We start from the raw sequence: 15,014 nt of genomic DNA, 5'->3' as shown, positions 1-15,014 counted from the left end.
CAGCGGCACGATCGCCGCGACCGGCGGCGCCAAGGGGATTGTGATGCGCAACAGCGGTGCGCAGACGGTCGAAAGCACCACCATCACGACCGAGGGCATGAACGCCCACGGCATCGACCTGTCGGGTTCGCGCGAATCGGTCAACGTCACCAGCGGCTCGATCAAGACCAACGGTGAATTGTCCTCCGGCATCAGGGTTCGAGACACCGTAGGACCGATCACAATCAATAGCACAACGATTGACGTGGAGGGCCGGTATTCGGACGGCATCACGATCGACGTCGCAGGCGGACCGGCCGCCCCAATTACCGTCAACGGAGGCTCCGTCCGGGTAACTGGCGAGCAGAGTTACGGAATATCGATCGAGGCAACTGGCGCGACGGCCGTCGAGGTCACCGGGTCAGTATCCACGGTGGGCGACCGCTCCACCGGTCTGTTTATCCGAAATGACGGCCGCACTCATGCTGACATGGGTATCGTCTCTGTGGATGGCGACGGCAGCCTTGGGATACAGGTGTCGAACGACGCAGCCGCGGGCTCTGCGGTGGACATCCACGTCGCCTCCCTGCGCATTCTGGGTGACAACTCATTGGGCGCGGACATTGAAGGCGACTCGGTCAAGCTCGATCTGGACGACTTGCAGATTTCGGGAGACGACTCGATCGGTGTATCTTTAGACCTTGGCGATGCCCGCACGGTCGACCTCACCATCGACAACGCCAACGTCACCGGCGAGGACAGCGCTCTCGCCACCGTCTATGCCGCCGAAACCATCAAGGCCGACTTCGGCCGCATCCGGATCGCCGAGGGCGCCGATCCGACCGTGTTGTTGTCCGCACAGGATGTGACAGCGACCGTTCGCGACTTCGAGTCAGCCTCGCAGCAGGCCGGCGGCGTGGTCATCGAGGCCGGGAATACGGCCGGTCTGAAGATCGGTCGTCTGGTGACGGCCGGGAACGCCGAAGGGGACGACAGGGCGGCCGCCACAATCACCGCCGGCGGCGCCGTCGTCGTCGAAGGGCTGGACAACCCGGACGGCTCGCGCGGCGGATCGGTCGCCACCAGCGGCGACGGCATGCGCGGGCTGGATCTGCGTTCGACCGACGGCACGGTGACCGCCACCCTCGCGTCTGTGACGACAAGGGGCGCTGACGCCTCTGCGGTCCGCGTCCGCACCGGCCAGATGGACGGCCCGGCGACCAGCGCGCTGGTCAAGCTGGATATCGCCGCCATCAGCACCGACGGCGACGGCTCCCATGGCGTTGACGTCATCGCCCGGAACGCGAACATCAAGGCAGGCAGCATCACCACCAAGGGAGACGCCGCCCACGGGGTGTATGTTCGGGGGGACCCGAACGAAGAGGGCGTCCTCACCGTCGCCGTGGACTCGGTCACAACCTCGGGCGTCCAATCTGAAGGCGTGTCGGCCAGTGGCCGAACGACGAACGTCACCGTCGGGGATGTCGAAACCACCGGAGACGGGTCGACAGGCGTATCGGCCACCGGTCGGGCGGCCGCATCTGTCACCGTCCAGCGGGAAATCACCACGTCGGGGACAGAGGCTGCCGGCATTTACGCCTATGTCTCCGATGAAAGGGGCAACGACAGCGGCCCCGTCGTGATCAACGCGACCGGCGCGAAGGTCAGCACCACGGGATCCCGATCAACCGCGGTGGTCGCGCGTGGGACGAATGTGACCCTCACGGGCGGTTCGTTCGAAACGGCCGGATATCAGTCTCATGGTCTTGATCTCACGGGATCCGGGACGGTCGTCGCGACCGAATTGGGCGCGGTCCGGGCGACTGGTGACGGCGCGATGGGCGTCGCGATCCACGCCGGCGGTGACATCACGCTTTCTGCCCAGTCCGTGGAGACCACCGGCGCCGGTCGTGACATCCGGACCGCCGGGGTCGACCTGGCGTCACTGAACGGAACTATCGATGTCGACATCGGGTCCGTGAAAACCGCTGCGGACCGTGGAGACGGCATCTACGCCACGACCGACGGCGACATCTTCATTGACGTCAACACGATCGAGACCAAGGGGCGCAGTTCCGCAGGCGTGCGGGCGCATGCGGGTTCGAACCTGACCCTGAACCTCGGCTCCGTGACGACCACCGGCGAACAGGCGGGTGGCGTGGTGGTCGGCGCCGATGGCGTCAGCACGGTCCGCATCGCGACGGTCACGACCTCAGGCAGCGAATCCACCGGCATCCAGGTTGACTCGGCGACGGCGGACGTCACCGTGAACAGCGTCACAACCACGGGCGCCCGCGCCGGCGGCGTGACCGTCAATGCGGAGGACCGGGCGGCCGTGACCTCGGCCGTCGCGATTTCCACGACCGGCGAACGCGCGGTCGGCGTCACCGCCTATGCGGACGGTGACGAAGGCGTTGTGGACATCAACCTGAACGCCGTCAGAACCGGAGGCACGATGGCGATGGGCGTCGTCGCGGCCGCCAGGGTTGTAGAGATCGCCGCCAACGCCATCACGACGACGGGCATCATGGCGGACGCTGTCTCCGTTATCGATTCCGGCGATGTCGATCTGGACCTTGGCGTCATCCGGGCCGAAGGCGAAGGCAGCCGCGGCGTGGTGGTCGCGGCGACGGGCCTGATCAATCTCGAAGCCGTGTCAGTCGACACGACGAAGGGCGTCTACAGCGCCCAGTCGCCCGACGCGATCGTGCTGGACAGCTCGGCTGGTGAGATCGTCGCCAACGTCGGCACGATCGGCACAGCTGGATATGGCGCGCGCGGTCTGGCCGCGACCGCCGCTGGCGACATCGGTATCGAGGTTACCACGATCACGACGTCCGGCGATGCCGCCCATGGCATCGTCGCCGCGGGCGAAGCAGTCGAGATCGAGGTCGGAACGATCACCACGACCGGTGCGGGCGCTCTGGCCATCGACGCCGACTCTCGCGGCGCCATGGAGGTCCGCGCCACGGCGCTGACCGGCCGTTCAACCCTGATCGACGCGACCTCGGGCGACGACATGACTATCACGCTCGGTCGTGGACGTGGCGCCGGCGAAGGCGCGGCCGTCGTGGCCCGTAGCGCAGGTGACATCACGTTCAATGTGCTGAACGAACTCACCTCGACCGGCGGCGCCGCCGCCGACCTGAACGCTGTGGGAGCGCTCGACTTCACCGTAGCCCAGGGCGCTGTCGTCCAGGGCGACGAGGTCGGCCTGAAGCTGATGTCCGGAACCGGGACTCACCTGATCCTCGACGGCACGGTTTCCGCGACCAGCGGTCTGGCCCTCGATATCAAGGGCGGAGCCGCGACCATCGACAACCGCGGCAACACCATCGTCGGCCGGGTCGATCTGACGGCGAATGATGATGTGCTGGACAACGTCGGCCGCTTCACCACCTCCGGGAACAGCGACTTCGGCGCCGGCACGGACGTGATCAACAACACCGGCCTGATCGAACTGGCCGAGGCCGCGGGCGCCCGCTCGGCGTCCTTCCTGAACCTCGAACGCCTGAACAACGCGGGGACCATCGACCTGTCGAATGGCCGCAGCGGCGATATCCTGAACGTCTCCGGGGTGTTCAACGGACAGACTGGCGGCACGGTGTTGATGGATCTGGACCTGCGCGGCGAACCGTCGGCCGACCGGATCGTCGCGGGCGGCTTCGAAGGCGTCACCCGGGTGATGCTGGACGTGGTCGGCAGCGGCCGTATTGGCGAGACCGGCGTGGTCATCGCCCAGTCCGGCCGGGCCCAGACGGGCGCCGAGGTCGTGGCCGAAGTCGCAAACGGCGGCTTCGTCGACTACTCCGTCCTGCTGTCGGGCAACGCCTTCGTGTTGCAGGGCTCGCTCGCGGCCCCGGCCTTCGAGCCGACCAAGATCGCGTCGGGGGCTCAGCATCAGTGGACCTCGGGCGCGAACGTCGTCTCCTCGCGCTTCGAACAGATGCGCGATGGCGGCCTCGGCGAAGGCAAGGGCGTGCAGATCTGGAGCCAGACTTTCGATGGCTCCGTGGACATCGACGCCTGGCGCAGCTTTGACATCGAAGGCGACACCGTCTCTGCCGACCTGAGCCACGAGGTGAAGAGCCGCGGCCTGCAGGCCGGCGTCGATCGCGCCATCGGCGATTTCGCCTTCGGCCTGCTGGCCGGAACGGGCCGGACCGACCTTCGCTTCGAGAACGGTGACCGGACACACTTCGTCGGAATGGGCGTGGGCGCGTACGGGCACTGGGGCCGCGGGCCGCTCTCGGTCGGCGGTGTCCTGAAGCTCGACAACTTTGACGTCGACTACGACTGGGCTGAGGCTGGCCTGCGCACCAGTGCAGACGGCCACACTCTTGGCCTGCGCGTCGATGTCGCTTGGCGAGCGACTGCTGGCGAAAGCTGGTATCTGGAACCGCAGGCCTCGCTGTCCTGGTCGGACACCTCGCTGGAAAGCATCGAATCCGATACCGGCACGGTCGATTTCGGCGACACCCGCAGCATGGTGGGCCGGATCGGCGTCCGGGCTGGCGGCATCATGCCGGTGGCTGACGGAATGGCGCTGCGACCCTATGCAAGCCTGAACGTCCTGAACGAGTTTAAGGGCGGCAATACATCGCGACTGCACCTGGATGATCAGTCCATTCAGGTTCAGGATCAGGCGAATGATGCCTGGGCCCGGGGCACGCTGGGGGTGAGCATCGGCAGCCAGACGGGTCTGGCCGGCTTCGTGCAGGCTGAGCAGGACTTTGGCGCGGTCGAAGGCTTCACCGCACGGGCGGGCGTTCGCTACGCCTGGTGATGAACGGCTGTCATAGGCGTGGGGACCGGGCAGAATCGGTCTCCACGTCGACAGTCTCAACTGAAATGAAGTCGTCGGCGGGACCCTGTCCCGCCGGCACTTCTGCGTTTTGTCGCCAGACAAGCTGACGAGCGTCCCTGCAGGTCCTTTCGGACCTGTGAGGGCACGCAAGCTGAGTTGTGTCGGGATTCAAGCCCTGAGTGGCTCCGCGGGTAGGATTCGAACCTACGACCAGCCGATTAACAGTCGGCTGCTCTACCACTGAGCTACCGCGGAACAGGTTTCACTCGGGAAGGCGCGGGCTATAGCAGCGGGACTCAGCGTCGTGCAACGGGAAAAATGAGCTTGGCTGTTATCCGGATCGAAGACCCTTGTGATGTGCGCGTCGCGCCCTTTCGCGATGTCCACGATCGCGACCTGATCGGCCGCAGCGGACGCTTCATGGCCGAGGGCGAAGTCGTGCTGCGCGTCCTGCTATCCGCAGCGAGCCGGTGCGCCGTAGAGGCGATCCTGCTGGCCGAGAACAGGGCGGAGAAGCTGGGTGATGCGCTGGACGCCGTCAAAAACCATAGGCCCGTCTACATCGCGCCGCAGGCTGTCCTGGACGAGGTAGCCGGCTTCCACCTGCATCGCGGCATCCTCGCGCTCGGCATCCGCCCCGAGACCTCAGGTCTGGACGCGCTTCTGCGGGAGGCGCCACAGAGGTCCGCGGTCGTCGTGGTCTGCGGCGTCGGCAATCACGACAACATCGGCGGCGTGTTCCGCAACGCGGCGGCGCTTGGGGCCAGCGGGGTGATCCTTGATGACCGCTGTTGCGACCCGTTCTATCGAAAGGCCATCCGCGTCTCGGTGGGGGCGGTCCTGCGCACGCCAATGGCGACCGGCGTGGACGCCGCTGCAGCGCTGGAGGCGCTGGCGGCTGAGGGGTTTGATCTCGTCGCCCTCACTCCGGGCGCGACCACGACTCTCTCCGGGCTGGAGCTCGGCGATCGCGTCGCCATCGTCCTCGGGTCTGAAGGGCCCGGCTTGCCGGCGGACCTGATCGCACGCTGTCAGGCCGCCTCAATCCCGATGAGCGGCGGGTTCGACTCGTTGAACGTCGCGACGGCAGGCGCGATCGCGCTGGAGCACATCACCGGAAAGCTGGGTCTGAGAGGGTAGGCGAGGGCCTATTCGGCTTTGGCCATCTCGCGCGCCACGCTCATCAGGATGTCGCGGCGCTTGGGATCGAGTGAAGCGAGGATGGCCAGCATCTCACGACCGCGCGGGGCGGCGGTGACCTCAGCTGCGGCGTCGCCGCCGGTCGCTTCGTCAGGGAAAAAGGAGTCGATCTTGACGTGCAGCGCCTGCGAGGCGCGCGCCAGCATCGAGGCCGAGACGCGGTTCACCCCTTTCTCGTACTTCTGGACCTGCTGGAAGGTGACGCCCAGCGCACGGGCCAGCTCGGTCTGGTTCATGCCGGCCTGAAGCCTGAATGCCCGCAGGCGTCCTCCGACGTGCGCGTCGATCGGATCCGCCTTGCCTTTACCCGCGCCCATTTGGCGACCTTCCTTGAGACTCTGAAGCAGCATTCCTGCTATGCTTGCGCGTCGGGGTAACCGCAGCAATAGCAGTGGTCAACATACTTCGGTTGCAGAGAGAAACGCACGTTTCTTTTTCAACGTTTCCGGGCAATTTTGTTCAAATTGAGCATCGCTTCATGCCGACAATGCATCGGATTCGGCGGGGTGGGGCGGCTTGATTCGAGACCGCAGCAGAATGCCGCTAGCCGGCGGCCGGCGGAGCCCGCCCTATGCCCGCCCGGCGTTCACGGGCGGAGATCCGGGCGGGCGCGACCGCCGCGGGAAAATAATCCCGATCAGCAGGGCGACCAGGAGCAAATCCCCCCAGACGTAATAGGCGGTGATGTACGCCCACTGTTCCAGGGCGTGAAATCTGATGAAGGCCAGATGGTTAGCCATCAACAGGATCTGGAACGCCGCCGCCCACAAGGTCCACGCCCGGCCCGAGAAAAGCGCGGCGTAGATCATGAACAGGCAGACCAGCGCATCCAGGAAGTTTCCGAACCACGGCGGATCGATCGTGTTGAAATCCGGGCCCAGTTCCGTGCCCAACCAGTTGAGCAGAAGCACGATCGCGGTCGCCCGTTCCCAGCCCCGACCCCGCCAGAATGCAGCTGCGGAGACCAGGACCAGGAAGGATTGCGAGAAAAGGTAGATCGGCGACATCACCGAGGCTTTGCCTGATCAGGACACCAAGGCAAGCCGGCCGATTGGACGGGTGTTGTCGTCGCCTTGTTTTTCATGGCCGCTCAACTCAATGCCTCGGAATGAGGACGACTGCTTCACGTCTGACAGGGCGTGATGAAGGGCGACCATGGCGCGCTGTGCCTGCACCTGTGCGGCGATCGCATCGGCCAAGGCGTCAAAGGCGCCCTGACCCATTGTGGTCGACATCCGCGCTTCACGACGCGTCCGGGTCAGCGATTGCGCCAGCTTCCCCAACTGGCTGACGGCCTCGTCCTGACTGGCCTCGGCATCGAAGAGGTCAGCTGCCAGATGGGCGGCAAGCTGCGCCGCATGTTCAGTGCGTTTCATGTCTTTCTCTCAATGAAGGGTGGCGCGGTCAGCCCTCGGGGTGACGAAGCCCCTGCAGCAGGAATGCGAACCGTTCCGCGCCCATGATGCCGGCGGTCACCAGTGCGACAAAGGCCGCGATGGCGAGGACGGCGAGGATACGCCAGAGGTGTTCAGGTCCAAGGCCGAGGGTTGAAAGCGCACGTCCAGCAAGGCCGCCCCTATGAAGAGGATTTCCTTGAAGGACCCCTCCGCCGGCAGGAAAGGCGCCTGCTTGCGGGTGGCTTCCACCAGATGTTTGACCATCGTCTTCTTGGCCGGCGTGTCCGCCATGTTCTCGAGGACGGTCTTCAGCTGGGTCCAGGTGATGCCTGGAATGAGGTCTTCGGTCGTGGTCATGCTCAGCCCCTGTTGCACCACCAGACTGGTCGGAGGTCGGGGCCGAAACGATTGGGGATGATCCGGATACCGAGTCATTCGGAATATCGAGTCCGGCCAGGATTAGCGCCGCATCGACCCGGCTGCCGACCTTCAGCTTACGGGCCGCGTTCTCGCAGTGGCGGTCGACTGTCGCGGGCTGGATGCCCAGCTGACGGGCGATCTGTTTGGAGTTCAGGTGCGCGTGGACGAGGCGCAGGCACTCGCGCTCCCTCGTCGTCAGTTTCTCCAAAGGCTCGCCCATCACTTTCCCCACGCCGGCGCCGTACACATTAATCATGTGTCCGCGACCGAAACCAGAGATTGCGGAGGGAGAGAACTCGCGATGGAGGCCTGAGCCGGAATCGAACCGGCGTACACGGATTTGCAGTCCGCTGCGTAACCACTCCGCCATCAGGCCGTAGAGCCTTGGTGACCAAGCCATCCATCGCGAGGCGGGTTCGCTATCAGATCGGATTGTCCGCCGCAACGCACAGACCTATAAGCGCCGCAGATTCACACGCCCACGATCGGAACGAAAGATGGACTACGCCGCCGCGCGCAAGATCATGGTGGACAGCCAGGTTCGCGTGAACGACGTCACCGACCGCGCCCTGCAGGCCGCCCTGCAGGCCGCGCCGCGTGAGCGTTTCGTTCCGCAGGATCGCGCCTTCTCCGCCTATGCCGAGATCGAGCCGGTGATCGCCGGCGATCGCCGTCTGATGCTGGCGCGTGATCTTTCCAAGCTTCTGGCCGCCGCCGAGGCGCAACCCGGTGAGCGCGCGCTCGCCATCGCAGCCCCCTATGCCGCCTCTGTGCTCGCCCGACTGGGCCTGACTGTCACGGCGCAGGAAGCCGACGCCTCGGTGTTCGAGGTTGTAGGCGAGGTTCTGGCCGAGGAAGGCGTGAAAACCGAGGTCGCGCCTTTCGATCGTCCGGTCGGCGAGGGATACGACGTCATCGTCAGCGAGGCCGCCACGCCGGGTCGCCCCCAGAGCTGGATCGAGGCGCTGGCCGTCGGCGGGCGACTGGTCGTCGTGGAGCGTTCGGGGCCGGCCGGCAAGGCCGTACTGTACATCAAGGGCGCCCAGGGCGTGTCGCGTCGGGAGCTGTTCGACGCCGCGCCACCGGTGCTTGCGGATCTTCAACCGACCCCCACCTTCGCACTGTGACGTCGGGGCGACGGGATTACGGTTCCGTCGCGTGAAAAAAACTTAACTGGCGCGGGCGCAAACCGTCCCGCATCACCGGTTTCGGGATACGAAAGGCGCGCAGTCGTCGCGCCGGGCAGGAATTCAGATGCTGATACGTTCGCGTGCGCTGGCCTCGGTCGCCGTTATTGCCATCGCTTCGAGCCTGGGCGCTCCGGCATGGGCCGAGAGCCTCAGGGACGCGATCGCCCTGGCCTACCAGACCAATCCGTCGATCCTGGCGCAGCGCGCGAATCAGCGGGCGCTGGATGAATCGATCGTTCAGGCCCGCGCCGGCCTGCGGCCCTCGCTGGATGTCACCGCGACCGGGGACTACACGCGCAGCCGCTTTCCCAATCAGACTTCACTGGTCGACACCGACGGCGACGGCATCCCGGACACGCCGGTGACAACGGACTCGTCTGAAAGCGAGTCGCTCGGCGCCAGCGTCGGCCTGTCGCAAACGATCTACTCGGGCGGTCGCATCGGTCACGGCATCACGGCGGCCGAAGCGAACATCCTCGCGGGTCGCGAAAACCTGCGTGACATCGAGCAATCGGTTCTGGCGTCGGTCATTCAGGCCTATGCCGACGTCCTGCGCGACACCGAAATCCTGCGCATCCGGCAGGAGAACCTGACCGTCCTCCAGCGCCAGCTGGACGAATCCTCGGCCCGTTTCGAAGTGGGCGAGATCACCCGCACCGACGTCGCCCAGTCCGAAGCGCGTCTGGCGCAGTCCGAGGCCGATCTGGCCAACGCACAGGCCCAACTGTCCGTCTCTCGCGCCAGCTACGCGGCCGTCGTCGGTCAGTCGCCGACCAGCCTCGAGCCGATGCCGGTCCTGCCGGGCATCCCGGCGGATTTCGACAGCGCTCTGGACGTCGCCATTCAGGACAACCCCGGCATCCGGGCGGCCAACTACACCTTGCAGGCCGCCGAGGCGAACGTCGCCGCGGCAAAGTCCGAATACCTGCCGTCGGCCCGGTTGACCGCCTCATACGGCGGCGGCTCCAATGATTTCGGCGACCTGAACATCGCGGATCGCACGACCTTCCGCGCCGGCGCCAGCATCTCGGTGCCGCTGTTCACCGGCGGCCTGAACAGTTCGCGCGTCGCCCAGCAGCTGGAACGCGCCAACGCGGCCCAGATCAACGTCGAGGGTGAACGCCGCAACACCCTGCAGGCCGTCAGCTCGGCCTACGCCCAGACCATCTCGGCTCGCGCGACTCTGCAGGCCGGCGACGAAGCCGTCCGCGCCGCCACCGTCGCGGCCGAGGGCGTGCGTCAGGAAGCCCAGGTCGGCCTTCGCACGACCCTCGACGTGTTGAACCAGGAACTGGAACTGCGCAGCGCGCAGGTCACGCTCGCCAGCGCCCGTCGCAACGAATACGTGGCCCAGGCCCAGCTGCTGGCCGCGATGGGCCGCCTTGAAGGCCCCGATCTGGATCCGTCGCTGGAAGCCTACGACCCGGCCGACAACTACAACCGCATCCGTAATCGCGGCGCCCTGCCATGGGATGGCGTGATCGAGTCGATCGACCGCATCGCGACTCCCCCGGTTGTGCCCGCGACCGACGCGGCCGACGCTCCGATCGATCAGCAGCTGAAGTCGGAAGTCATCCAGACCGCCCCGCGCACCTGACGAGTCGCCTTTCAGGCGAAATCTTCGTTGATTCCAGCGAGCCGAGGTGCGACGACAGGGCAGGGCGGGCGGTAGACGAAGCCGGACGCCGACCAGATTCGCGCCTCGGGGTTGAGCCAAATGACCGATCAGAACGCCCAGGAACCGACGATGGAGGAAATCCTGGCGTCGATCCGCCGGATCATCTCCGAAGACGACGCCCCGGCTGAAGCCGCGGCGGAAGAGCCCGCGGCCGAGGCCGCGCCTGAGCCCGCCCCGGAGCCGGTGAGTTCGCCGGCGCTGATGGACGAGACGCCGTCGGTGCAGGAGCCTGTCGCCGCCGAGGAAGACGTCCTCGAGCTGACAGACACCTACGAAGCGCCGGCCGCCGAAACCATCGGCGATCTGGACGTCACTACGCCAGAGCCCGCGCCGGAGCCGGTTAGCGAATCGGTGTTCGCGCCCGAACCTGTCGAGGTCGCGGAGCCCGAGCATCCCTCGATCCCGACTCCGGCCGAAAGCCTCGTCGGGCAGACCGCTGCCGCCAGCGCCGCCAGCGCCTTTGCCGGACTGGCCTCGACCGTGCGGAAGCCTGATCCCATCGAGACCGGCACGGGTACGGGCCCGACCGTAGATGAACTCGCCCGCGCCCTCCTGAAGCCGATGCTGAAGGAGTGGCTGGACGCCAACCTGCCGGGCATCGTCGAGGCCCAGGTACAAAAGGAAGTCGAACGCATCGCCCGGAACGCCGGCTAGCTTCACTCGGGACCTGATCCAGACTAGATCATTCCGGGGCGGCTCCAGTCGGGGCCGCCCTTTCTCTTTGTCCGTAAGACCACCCAATGCTCGACAAGACTTTCGACCCCCGGTCCGCCGAACCTCGCCTGTACGCGATGTGGGAGGACAGCGGCCTGTTCGCGCCGAAGACCGACGGCGCGGCCGACGCCTATTCGATCGTCATCCCGCCGCCGAACGTGACGGGCTCGCTGCACATCGGGCATGCGCTGAACAACACGCTCCAGGACATCCTCGCCCGCTATCACCGGATGAAGGGCAAGGCTGTGCTCTGGCTGCCCGGAACCGACCACGCCGGCATCGCCACCCAGATGGTCGTCGAGCGCCAGCTGGCCGCCGCCGGCAACGTCGGGCGGCGCGACATGGGCCGCGAGGCCTTCGTCGACAAGGTCTGGGAATGGAAGGCCGAGTCCGGCGGGACCATCGTTCGCCAGCTGCGTCGTCTGGGCGCGAGCTGCGACTGGTCGCGCGAGCGCTTCACCCTCGACGAGGGTCTGAACGCCGCCGTCCGCAAGGTCTTCGTCCAGCTCTACAAGGACGGCCTGATCTATCGCGACAAGCGGCTGGTGAACTGGGACCCGCATTTCCAGACCGCCATCTCGGACCTCGAGGTCGAGCAGAAGGAGGTCGACGGCGCCTACTGGCACTTCGCCTATCCGCTGGCCGACGGCGTGACCTACGAACACCCGGTCGCCTTCGACGAGGATGGCAAGGCGACGGAGTTCGAGACGCGCGATTACATCGTGGTGGCGACGACCCGGCCCGAGACCATGCTGGGCGATACCGGCGTGGCGGTGCATCCGGGCGATGAGCGTTACGCCGATCTGGTCGGCAAGTTCGTGACCCTGCCCATCGTCGGCCGCCGCATCCCCATCGTCGCCGACGACTATGCCGATCCGACCAAGGGGTCGGGCGCGGTGAAGATCACGCCGGCCCATGACTTCAACGACTTCCAGGTCGGCAAGCGGGCTGGCCTCGCCTCGCTCAACATCATGGACGCATACGGCCGGATCACCGCCGTCGACACCCCGGATGTGCCCGTCGAGTACGAGGGCATGGACCGCTTCGCCGCGCGCAAGGCCATCGCCGCGCTCGCCGAGGAGCAGGGGTGGCTGAAGGAGATCGAGAAGACCCGCCACATGGTCCCGCATGGCGACCGTTCGGGCGTGGTCATCGAGCCGTGGCTTACGGATCAATGGTACGTAGACGCCCATACCCTGGCCCAGCCCGCGCTGAAGGCAGTGGAGCAGGGCGACACGGTGTTCGAGCCGAAGTCCTACGAGAAGATCTATTTCGAATGGCTGCGCAACATCGAGCCATGGTGCATCTCGCGCCAGCTCTGGTGGGGGCACCGCATTCCGGCGTGGTACGGCCCGAACGGCGAGATCTATGTCGCCGAGACGGAAGAGGACGCCCGCGAGCAGGCGCTGTCCGACTACGATTCCGAAGTGCCGCTGACGCAGGACGAGGACGTTCTCGACACCTGGTTCAGCTCCGCCCTGTGGCCGTTCTCGACCATGGGGTGGCCCGAGAAGACCGAGGATCTGGAGCGCTTCTATCCGACCAGCGATCTGGTCACGGCGGCGGACATCATCTTCTTCTGGGTCGCCCGGATGATGATGATGGGCCTTCACTTCATGGACGAAGTCCCGTTCAGGCGCGTCATCATCAATGGCCTCGTCCGGGACGAGAAGGGCCAGAAGATGAGCAAGTCGAAGGGAAACGTCATCGACCCCCTCGGCATTATCGACGAGCTGGGCGCCGACCCGCTGCGCTTCACCATGGCCATTCTCTCTGGCACGCGCGACATCAAGTTGTCCAAGCAACGCATTGAAGGCTATCGCAACTTCGGCACCAAGCTGTGGAACGCCGCCCGCTTCGCCCAGATGAACGAGGCCAAGCGTGTCGAGGGCTTCGATCCGGCGGGCGTCGAGCAGACGATCAATCGCTGGATCCGCGGCGAGCTGACCAAGGCCGAGCGGCAGGTGTCGGAAGCCATCGAGGGCGGCCGTTTCGACGACGCCGCCTCGGCGCTCTATCGCTTCGTCTGGAATGTTTTCTGCGACTGGTATCTGGAGCTGGCCAAGCCGGTGTTCAACGGCGCAGATGAGGCTGCGAAGGCAGAGACGCGGGCCATGACCGCGTGGACGCTGGATCAGACGCTGAAATTGATGCACCCGGTGATGCCGTTTATCACCGAGGAGTTGTGGGACAAGCTGGCCGACGAAGGCGCTGCGCGGTCGGAAGCGACCCTGATCGGCGCGGCCTGGCCGGAGCTGCCGGACAGTTTCATCGATGCGTCGGCGGAAACCGAGATCGGCTGGCTGGTCGATCTGGTCACGGAAATCCGTCAGCTGAAGGCCGAGATGAACGTGCCGCCGTCGGCCAAGCCGCCGCTGGCTTTCGTGTCGCCTGACGCCGCGACGGCGGATCGCATCGCCCGCCACCGCGACCTGATCCTCACGCTTGGCCGCGTTTCCGAACTCACCACGGCGGACGCTGCGCCAGAGGGGGCGGTCACCTTCGTCTCCGGGGGCGCCACGGCGGCCCTGTCGCTGGCGGGCATCATCGACCTGGCGGCGGAGCGGACGCGACTGGGCAAGGAGATCGCCGCGCTGGACAGCGACATCGGCCACTTCGGCAAGAAGCTTGGCAACCCCAACTTCGTCGCCCGAGCCGCACCTGAGGTGGTGGAGGAGCAGCGCGAGAAGCTGGCCGAGGCCGAGGCGGGCAAGTCCAGGCTGCAGGCGGCCCTGGCGCGTCTGGACGCCGTGGGGTGAAACGCCTTCGCCTTGATCAGGCGCTGGTCGCCCGCGGTCTCGCGGAAACGCGGGCCCGGGCGCAGGCGGCGATCGAAGCGGGCGGCGTCACCGTGAACGGCCAGCCCGCGCGCGCGTCTTCCCAAAAGGTGGCGGACGACGCCGAGCTAACCTTCGTCGAGGCGCACCGCTTCGTCGGCCGGGCGGCATTGAAGCTGGATCACGCCCTGGCTCTGTGGCCGGTTCCAGTCGAGGACCGGGTCGTGCTCGACGTGGGTTCCTCCACAGGCGGCTTCACCGAAGTCTGTCTCGAACGCGGTGCACGGCGGGTCTTCGCCGTGGACGTAGGGCAGGGGCAGTTGCATCCCCGCTTGGCGGGCGACCCGCGCGTCATCAATCTCGAACAGACCGACGCCCGCGACCTGACGCCGGCCCTCATCGACGAGGCGCCGGCGCTGATCGTCTGCGACGCCAGCTTCATCGGTCTGGCCAAGGTGCTGCCGGCTGCGCTGGCGCTCGCGGCGGCGGATGCGGATCTGGTCACCCTCGTGAAACCGCAGTTCGAGATGGACAACCGGAACGATGTCGGCCGCGGCGGCGTCGTGCGCGATGCAATGGCCCGCGAGGCGGCGCTGGAACGCGTGTCCGCCTGGTTGACGACGCAGGGCTGGACGGTGCGGGAAACATCGGAAAGCCCGATCACCGGCGGTGACGGCAACGTCGAATATCTGCTCTGGGCGAAGCGGGCCTGACCCGCGCTCAAGCAGCAAGCCGCCGCGCGGCGAGCGCTAGCGCCCAAAAATGAGAAACCGCCGGTGGATTGCTCCACCGGCGGCTCCCGTCACATCGCCGATCGACAGGGGGGCTGAGATTTAACCGGCGACGCGAACC

At 66.3% G+C, this 15,014-nt stretch carries 11 protein-coding genes, 2 tRNA genes and 1 pseudogene; 7 read left to right on the top strand and 7 right to left on the bottom strand.

The genetic code is table 11. The features are described 5' to 3' along the window. Positions 1 to 43: 43 nt before the first annotated feature. The gene (locus tag ACIQC9_RS05320) at positions 44 to 4,765 is read left to right on the top strand and encodes an autotransporter outer membrane beta-barrel domain-containing protein (protein WP_400613156.1); all 4,722 of its coding nucleotides are present in this window, start codon (positions 44 to 46) and stop codon (positions 4,763 to 4,765) included. 201 nt (positions 4,766 to 4,966) lie between these two features. Here the strand turns inward: ACIQC9_RS05320 and ACIQC9_RS05315 are convergent. Continuing rightward, positions 4,967 to 5,041: transfer RNA gene (locus tag ACIQC9_RS05315), tRNA-Asn, on the bottom strand. Between the two features lie 69 nt (positions 5,042 to 5,110). Here ACIQC9_RS05315 and ACIQC9_RS05310 point away from each other — a divergent pair. Beyond that, positions 5,111 to 5,926, top strand: coding sequence for a TrmH family RNA methyltransferase (locus ACIQC9_RS05310; RefSeq protein WP_400613153.1), 816 nt, complete (start codon positions 5,111 to 5,113; stop codon positions 5,924 to 5,926). 8 nt (positions 5,927 to 5,934) lie between these two features. On the opposite strand, the gene ACIQC9_RS05305 is transcribed toward ACIQC9_RS05310, so the two are convergent. From ACIQC9_RS05305 to ACIQC9_RS05280, 6 genes and pseudogenes are all read right to left on the bottom strand, one after another. Next, positions 5,935 to 6,303, bottom strand: coding sequence for a helix-turn-helix domain-containing protein (locus ACIQC9_RS05305; RefSeq protein ID WP_400613151.1), 369 nt, complete (start codon positions 6,301 to 6,303; stop codon positions 5,935 to 5,937). 252 nt (positions 6,304 to 6,555) lie between these two features. Beyond that, a complete protein-coding gene (locus ACIQC9_RS05300) occupies positions 6,556 to 6,996 on the bottom strand; it encodes a hypothetical protein (protein WP_400613149.1) in 441 nt (146 codons plus the stop codon). 15 nt (positions 6,997 to 7,011) lie between these two features. Further along, complete coding sequence (locus ACIQC9_RS05295) at positions 7,012 to 7,362, bottom strand: hypothetical protein (RefSeq protein WP_400613146.1); 351 nt, start codon at positions 7,360 to 7,362, stop codon at positions 7,012 to 7,014. Between the two features lie 96 nt (positions 7,363 to 7,458). Next, positions 7,459 to 7,740, bottom strand: coding sequence for a hypothetical protein (locus ACIQC9_RS05290; RefSeq protein ID WP_400615467.1), 282 nt, complete (start codon positions 7,738 to 7,740; stop codon positions 7,459 to 7,461). A 112-nt stretch (positions 7,741 to 7,852) separates the two neighbouring features. Next, positions 7,853 to 8,023 (bottom strand): annotated as a pseudogene (locus ACIQC9_RS05285) (response regulator transcription factor); the annotation flags it as partial. 82 nt (positions 8,024 to 8,105) lie between these two features. Further along, a tRNA-Cys gene (locus ACIQC9_RS05280) sits at positions 8,106 to 8,179 on the bottom strand. 121 nt (positions 8,180 to 8,300) lie between these two features. Between ACIQC9_RS05280 and ACIQC9_RS05275 the strand changes: the two genes are divergently transcribed. From ACIQC9_RS05275 to ACIQC9_RS05255, 5 genes are all read left to right on the top strand, one after another. Next, positions 8,301 to 8,930, top strand: coding sequence for a protein-L-isoaspartate O-methyltransferase (locus tag ACIQC9_RS05275; protein ID WP_400613144.1), 630 nt, complete (start codon positions 8,301 to 8,303; stop codon positions 8,928 to 8,930). Positions 8,931 to 9,057: 127 nt separating this feature from the next. Next, entirely contained in the window at positions 9,058 to 10,590 is a 1,533-nt protein-coding gene (locus ACIQC9_RS05270; RefSeq protein ID WP_400613141.1) for a TolC family outer membrane protein, read from the top strand. A 120-nt stretch (positions 10,591 to 10,710) separates the two neighbouring features. Beyond that, the gene (locus ACIQC9_RS05265) at positions 10,711 to 11,325 is read left to right on the top strand and encodes a DUF2497 domain-containing protein (protein WP_400613139.1); all 615 of its coding nucleotides are present in this window, start codon (positions 10,711 to 10,713) and stop codon (positions 11,323 to 11,325) included. Positions 11,326 to 11,411: 86 nt separating this feature from the next. After that, positions 11,412 to 14,144 (top strand): valine--tRNA ligase, encoded by a 2,733-nt coding sequence (locus ACIQC9_RS05260; protein WP_400613137.1) that lies wholly within the window; start codon positions 11,412 to 11,414, stop codon positions 14,142 to 14,144. Continuing rightward, positions 14,141 to 14,875: a TlyA family RNA methyltransferase gene (locus tag ACIQC9_RS05255; RefSeq protein ID WP_400613135.1), complete on the top strand. Its 735-nt coding sequence runs from the start codon at positions 14,141 to 14,143 to the stop codon at positions 14,873 to 14,875. Before ACIQC9_RS05260 ends, ACIQC9_RS05255 begins: the two co-directional genes overlap by 4 nt. Positions 14,876 to 15,014 lie beyond the last annotated feature (139 nt).

This window comes from Brevundimonas sp. NPDC092305, from assembly GCF_044755415.1.
Classification (GTDB): domain Bacteria; phylum Pseudomonadota; class Alphaproteobacteria; order Caulobacterales; family Caulobacteraceae; genus Brevundimonas.
This window is presented reverse-complemented; position numbering and strand designations above follow the sequence as displayed.

Coding starts and splice junctions, on each gene's coding strand:
- ACIQC9_RS05320 (WP_400613156.1), top strand. CDS start 44: ATGCGCAACAGCGGTGCGCAGACGGTCGAAAGCACCACCATCACGACC.
- ACIQC9_RS05305 (WP_400613151.1), bottom strand. CDS start 6,303: ATGGGCGCGGGTAAAGGCAAGGCGGATCCGATCGACGCGCACGTCGGA.
- ACIQC9_RS05295 (WP_400613146.1), bottom strand. CDS start 7,362: ATGAAACGCACTGAACATGCGGCGCAGCTTGCCGCCCATCTGGCAGCT.
- ACIQC9_RS05290 (WP_400615467.1), bottom strand. CDS start 7,740: ATGACCACGACCGAAGACCTCATTCCAGGCATCACCTGGACCCAGCTG.
- ACIQC9_RS05275 (WP_400613144.1), top strand. CDS start 8,301: ATGGACTACGCCGCCGCGCGCAAGATCATGGTGGACAGCCAGGTTCGC.
- ACIQC9_RS05270 (WP_400613141.1), top strand. CDS start 9,058: ATGCTGATACGTTCGCGTGCGCTGGCCTCGGTCGCCGTTATTGCCATC.
- ACIQC9_RS05265 (WP_400613139.1), top strand. CDS start 10,711: ATGACCGATCAGAACGCCCAGGAACCGACGATGGAGGAAATCCTGGCG.
- ACIQC9_RS05260 (WP_400613137.1), top strand. CDS start 11,412: ATGCTCGACAAGACTTTCGACCCCCGGTCCGCCGAACCTCGCCTGTAC.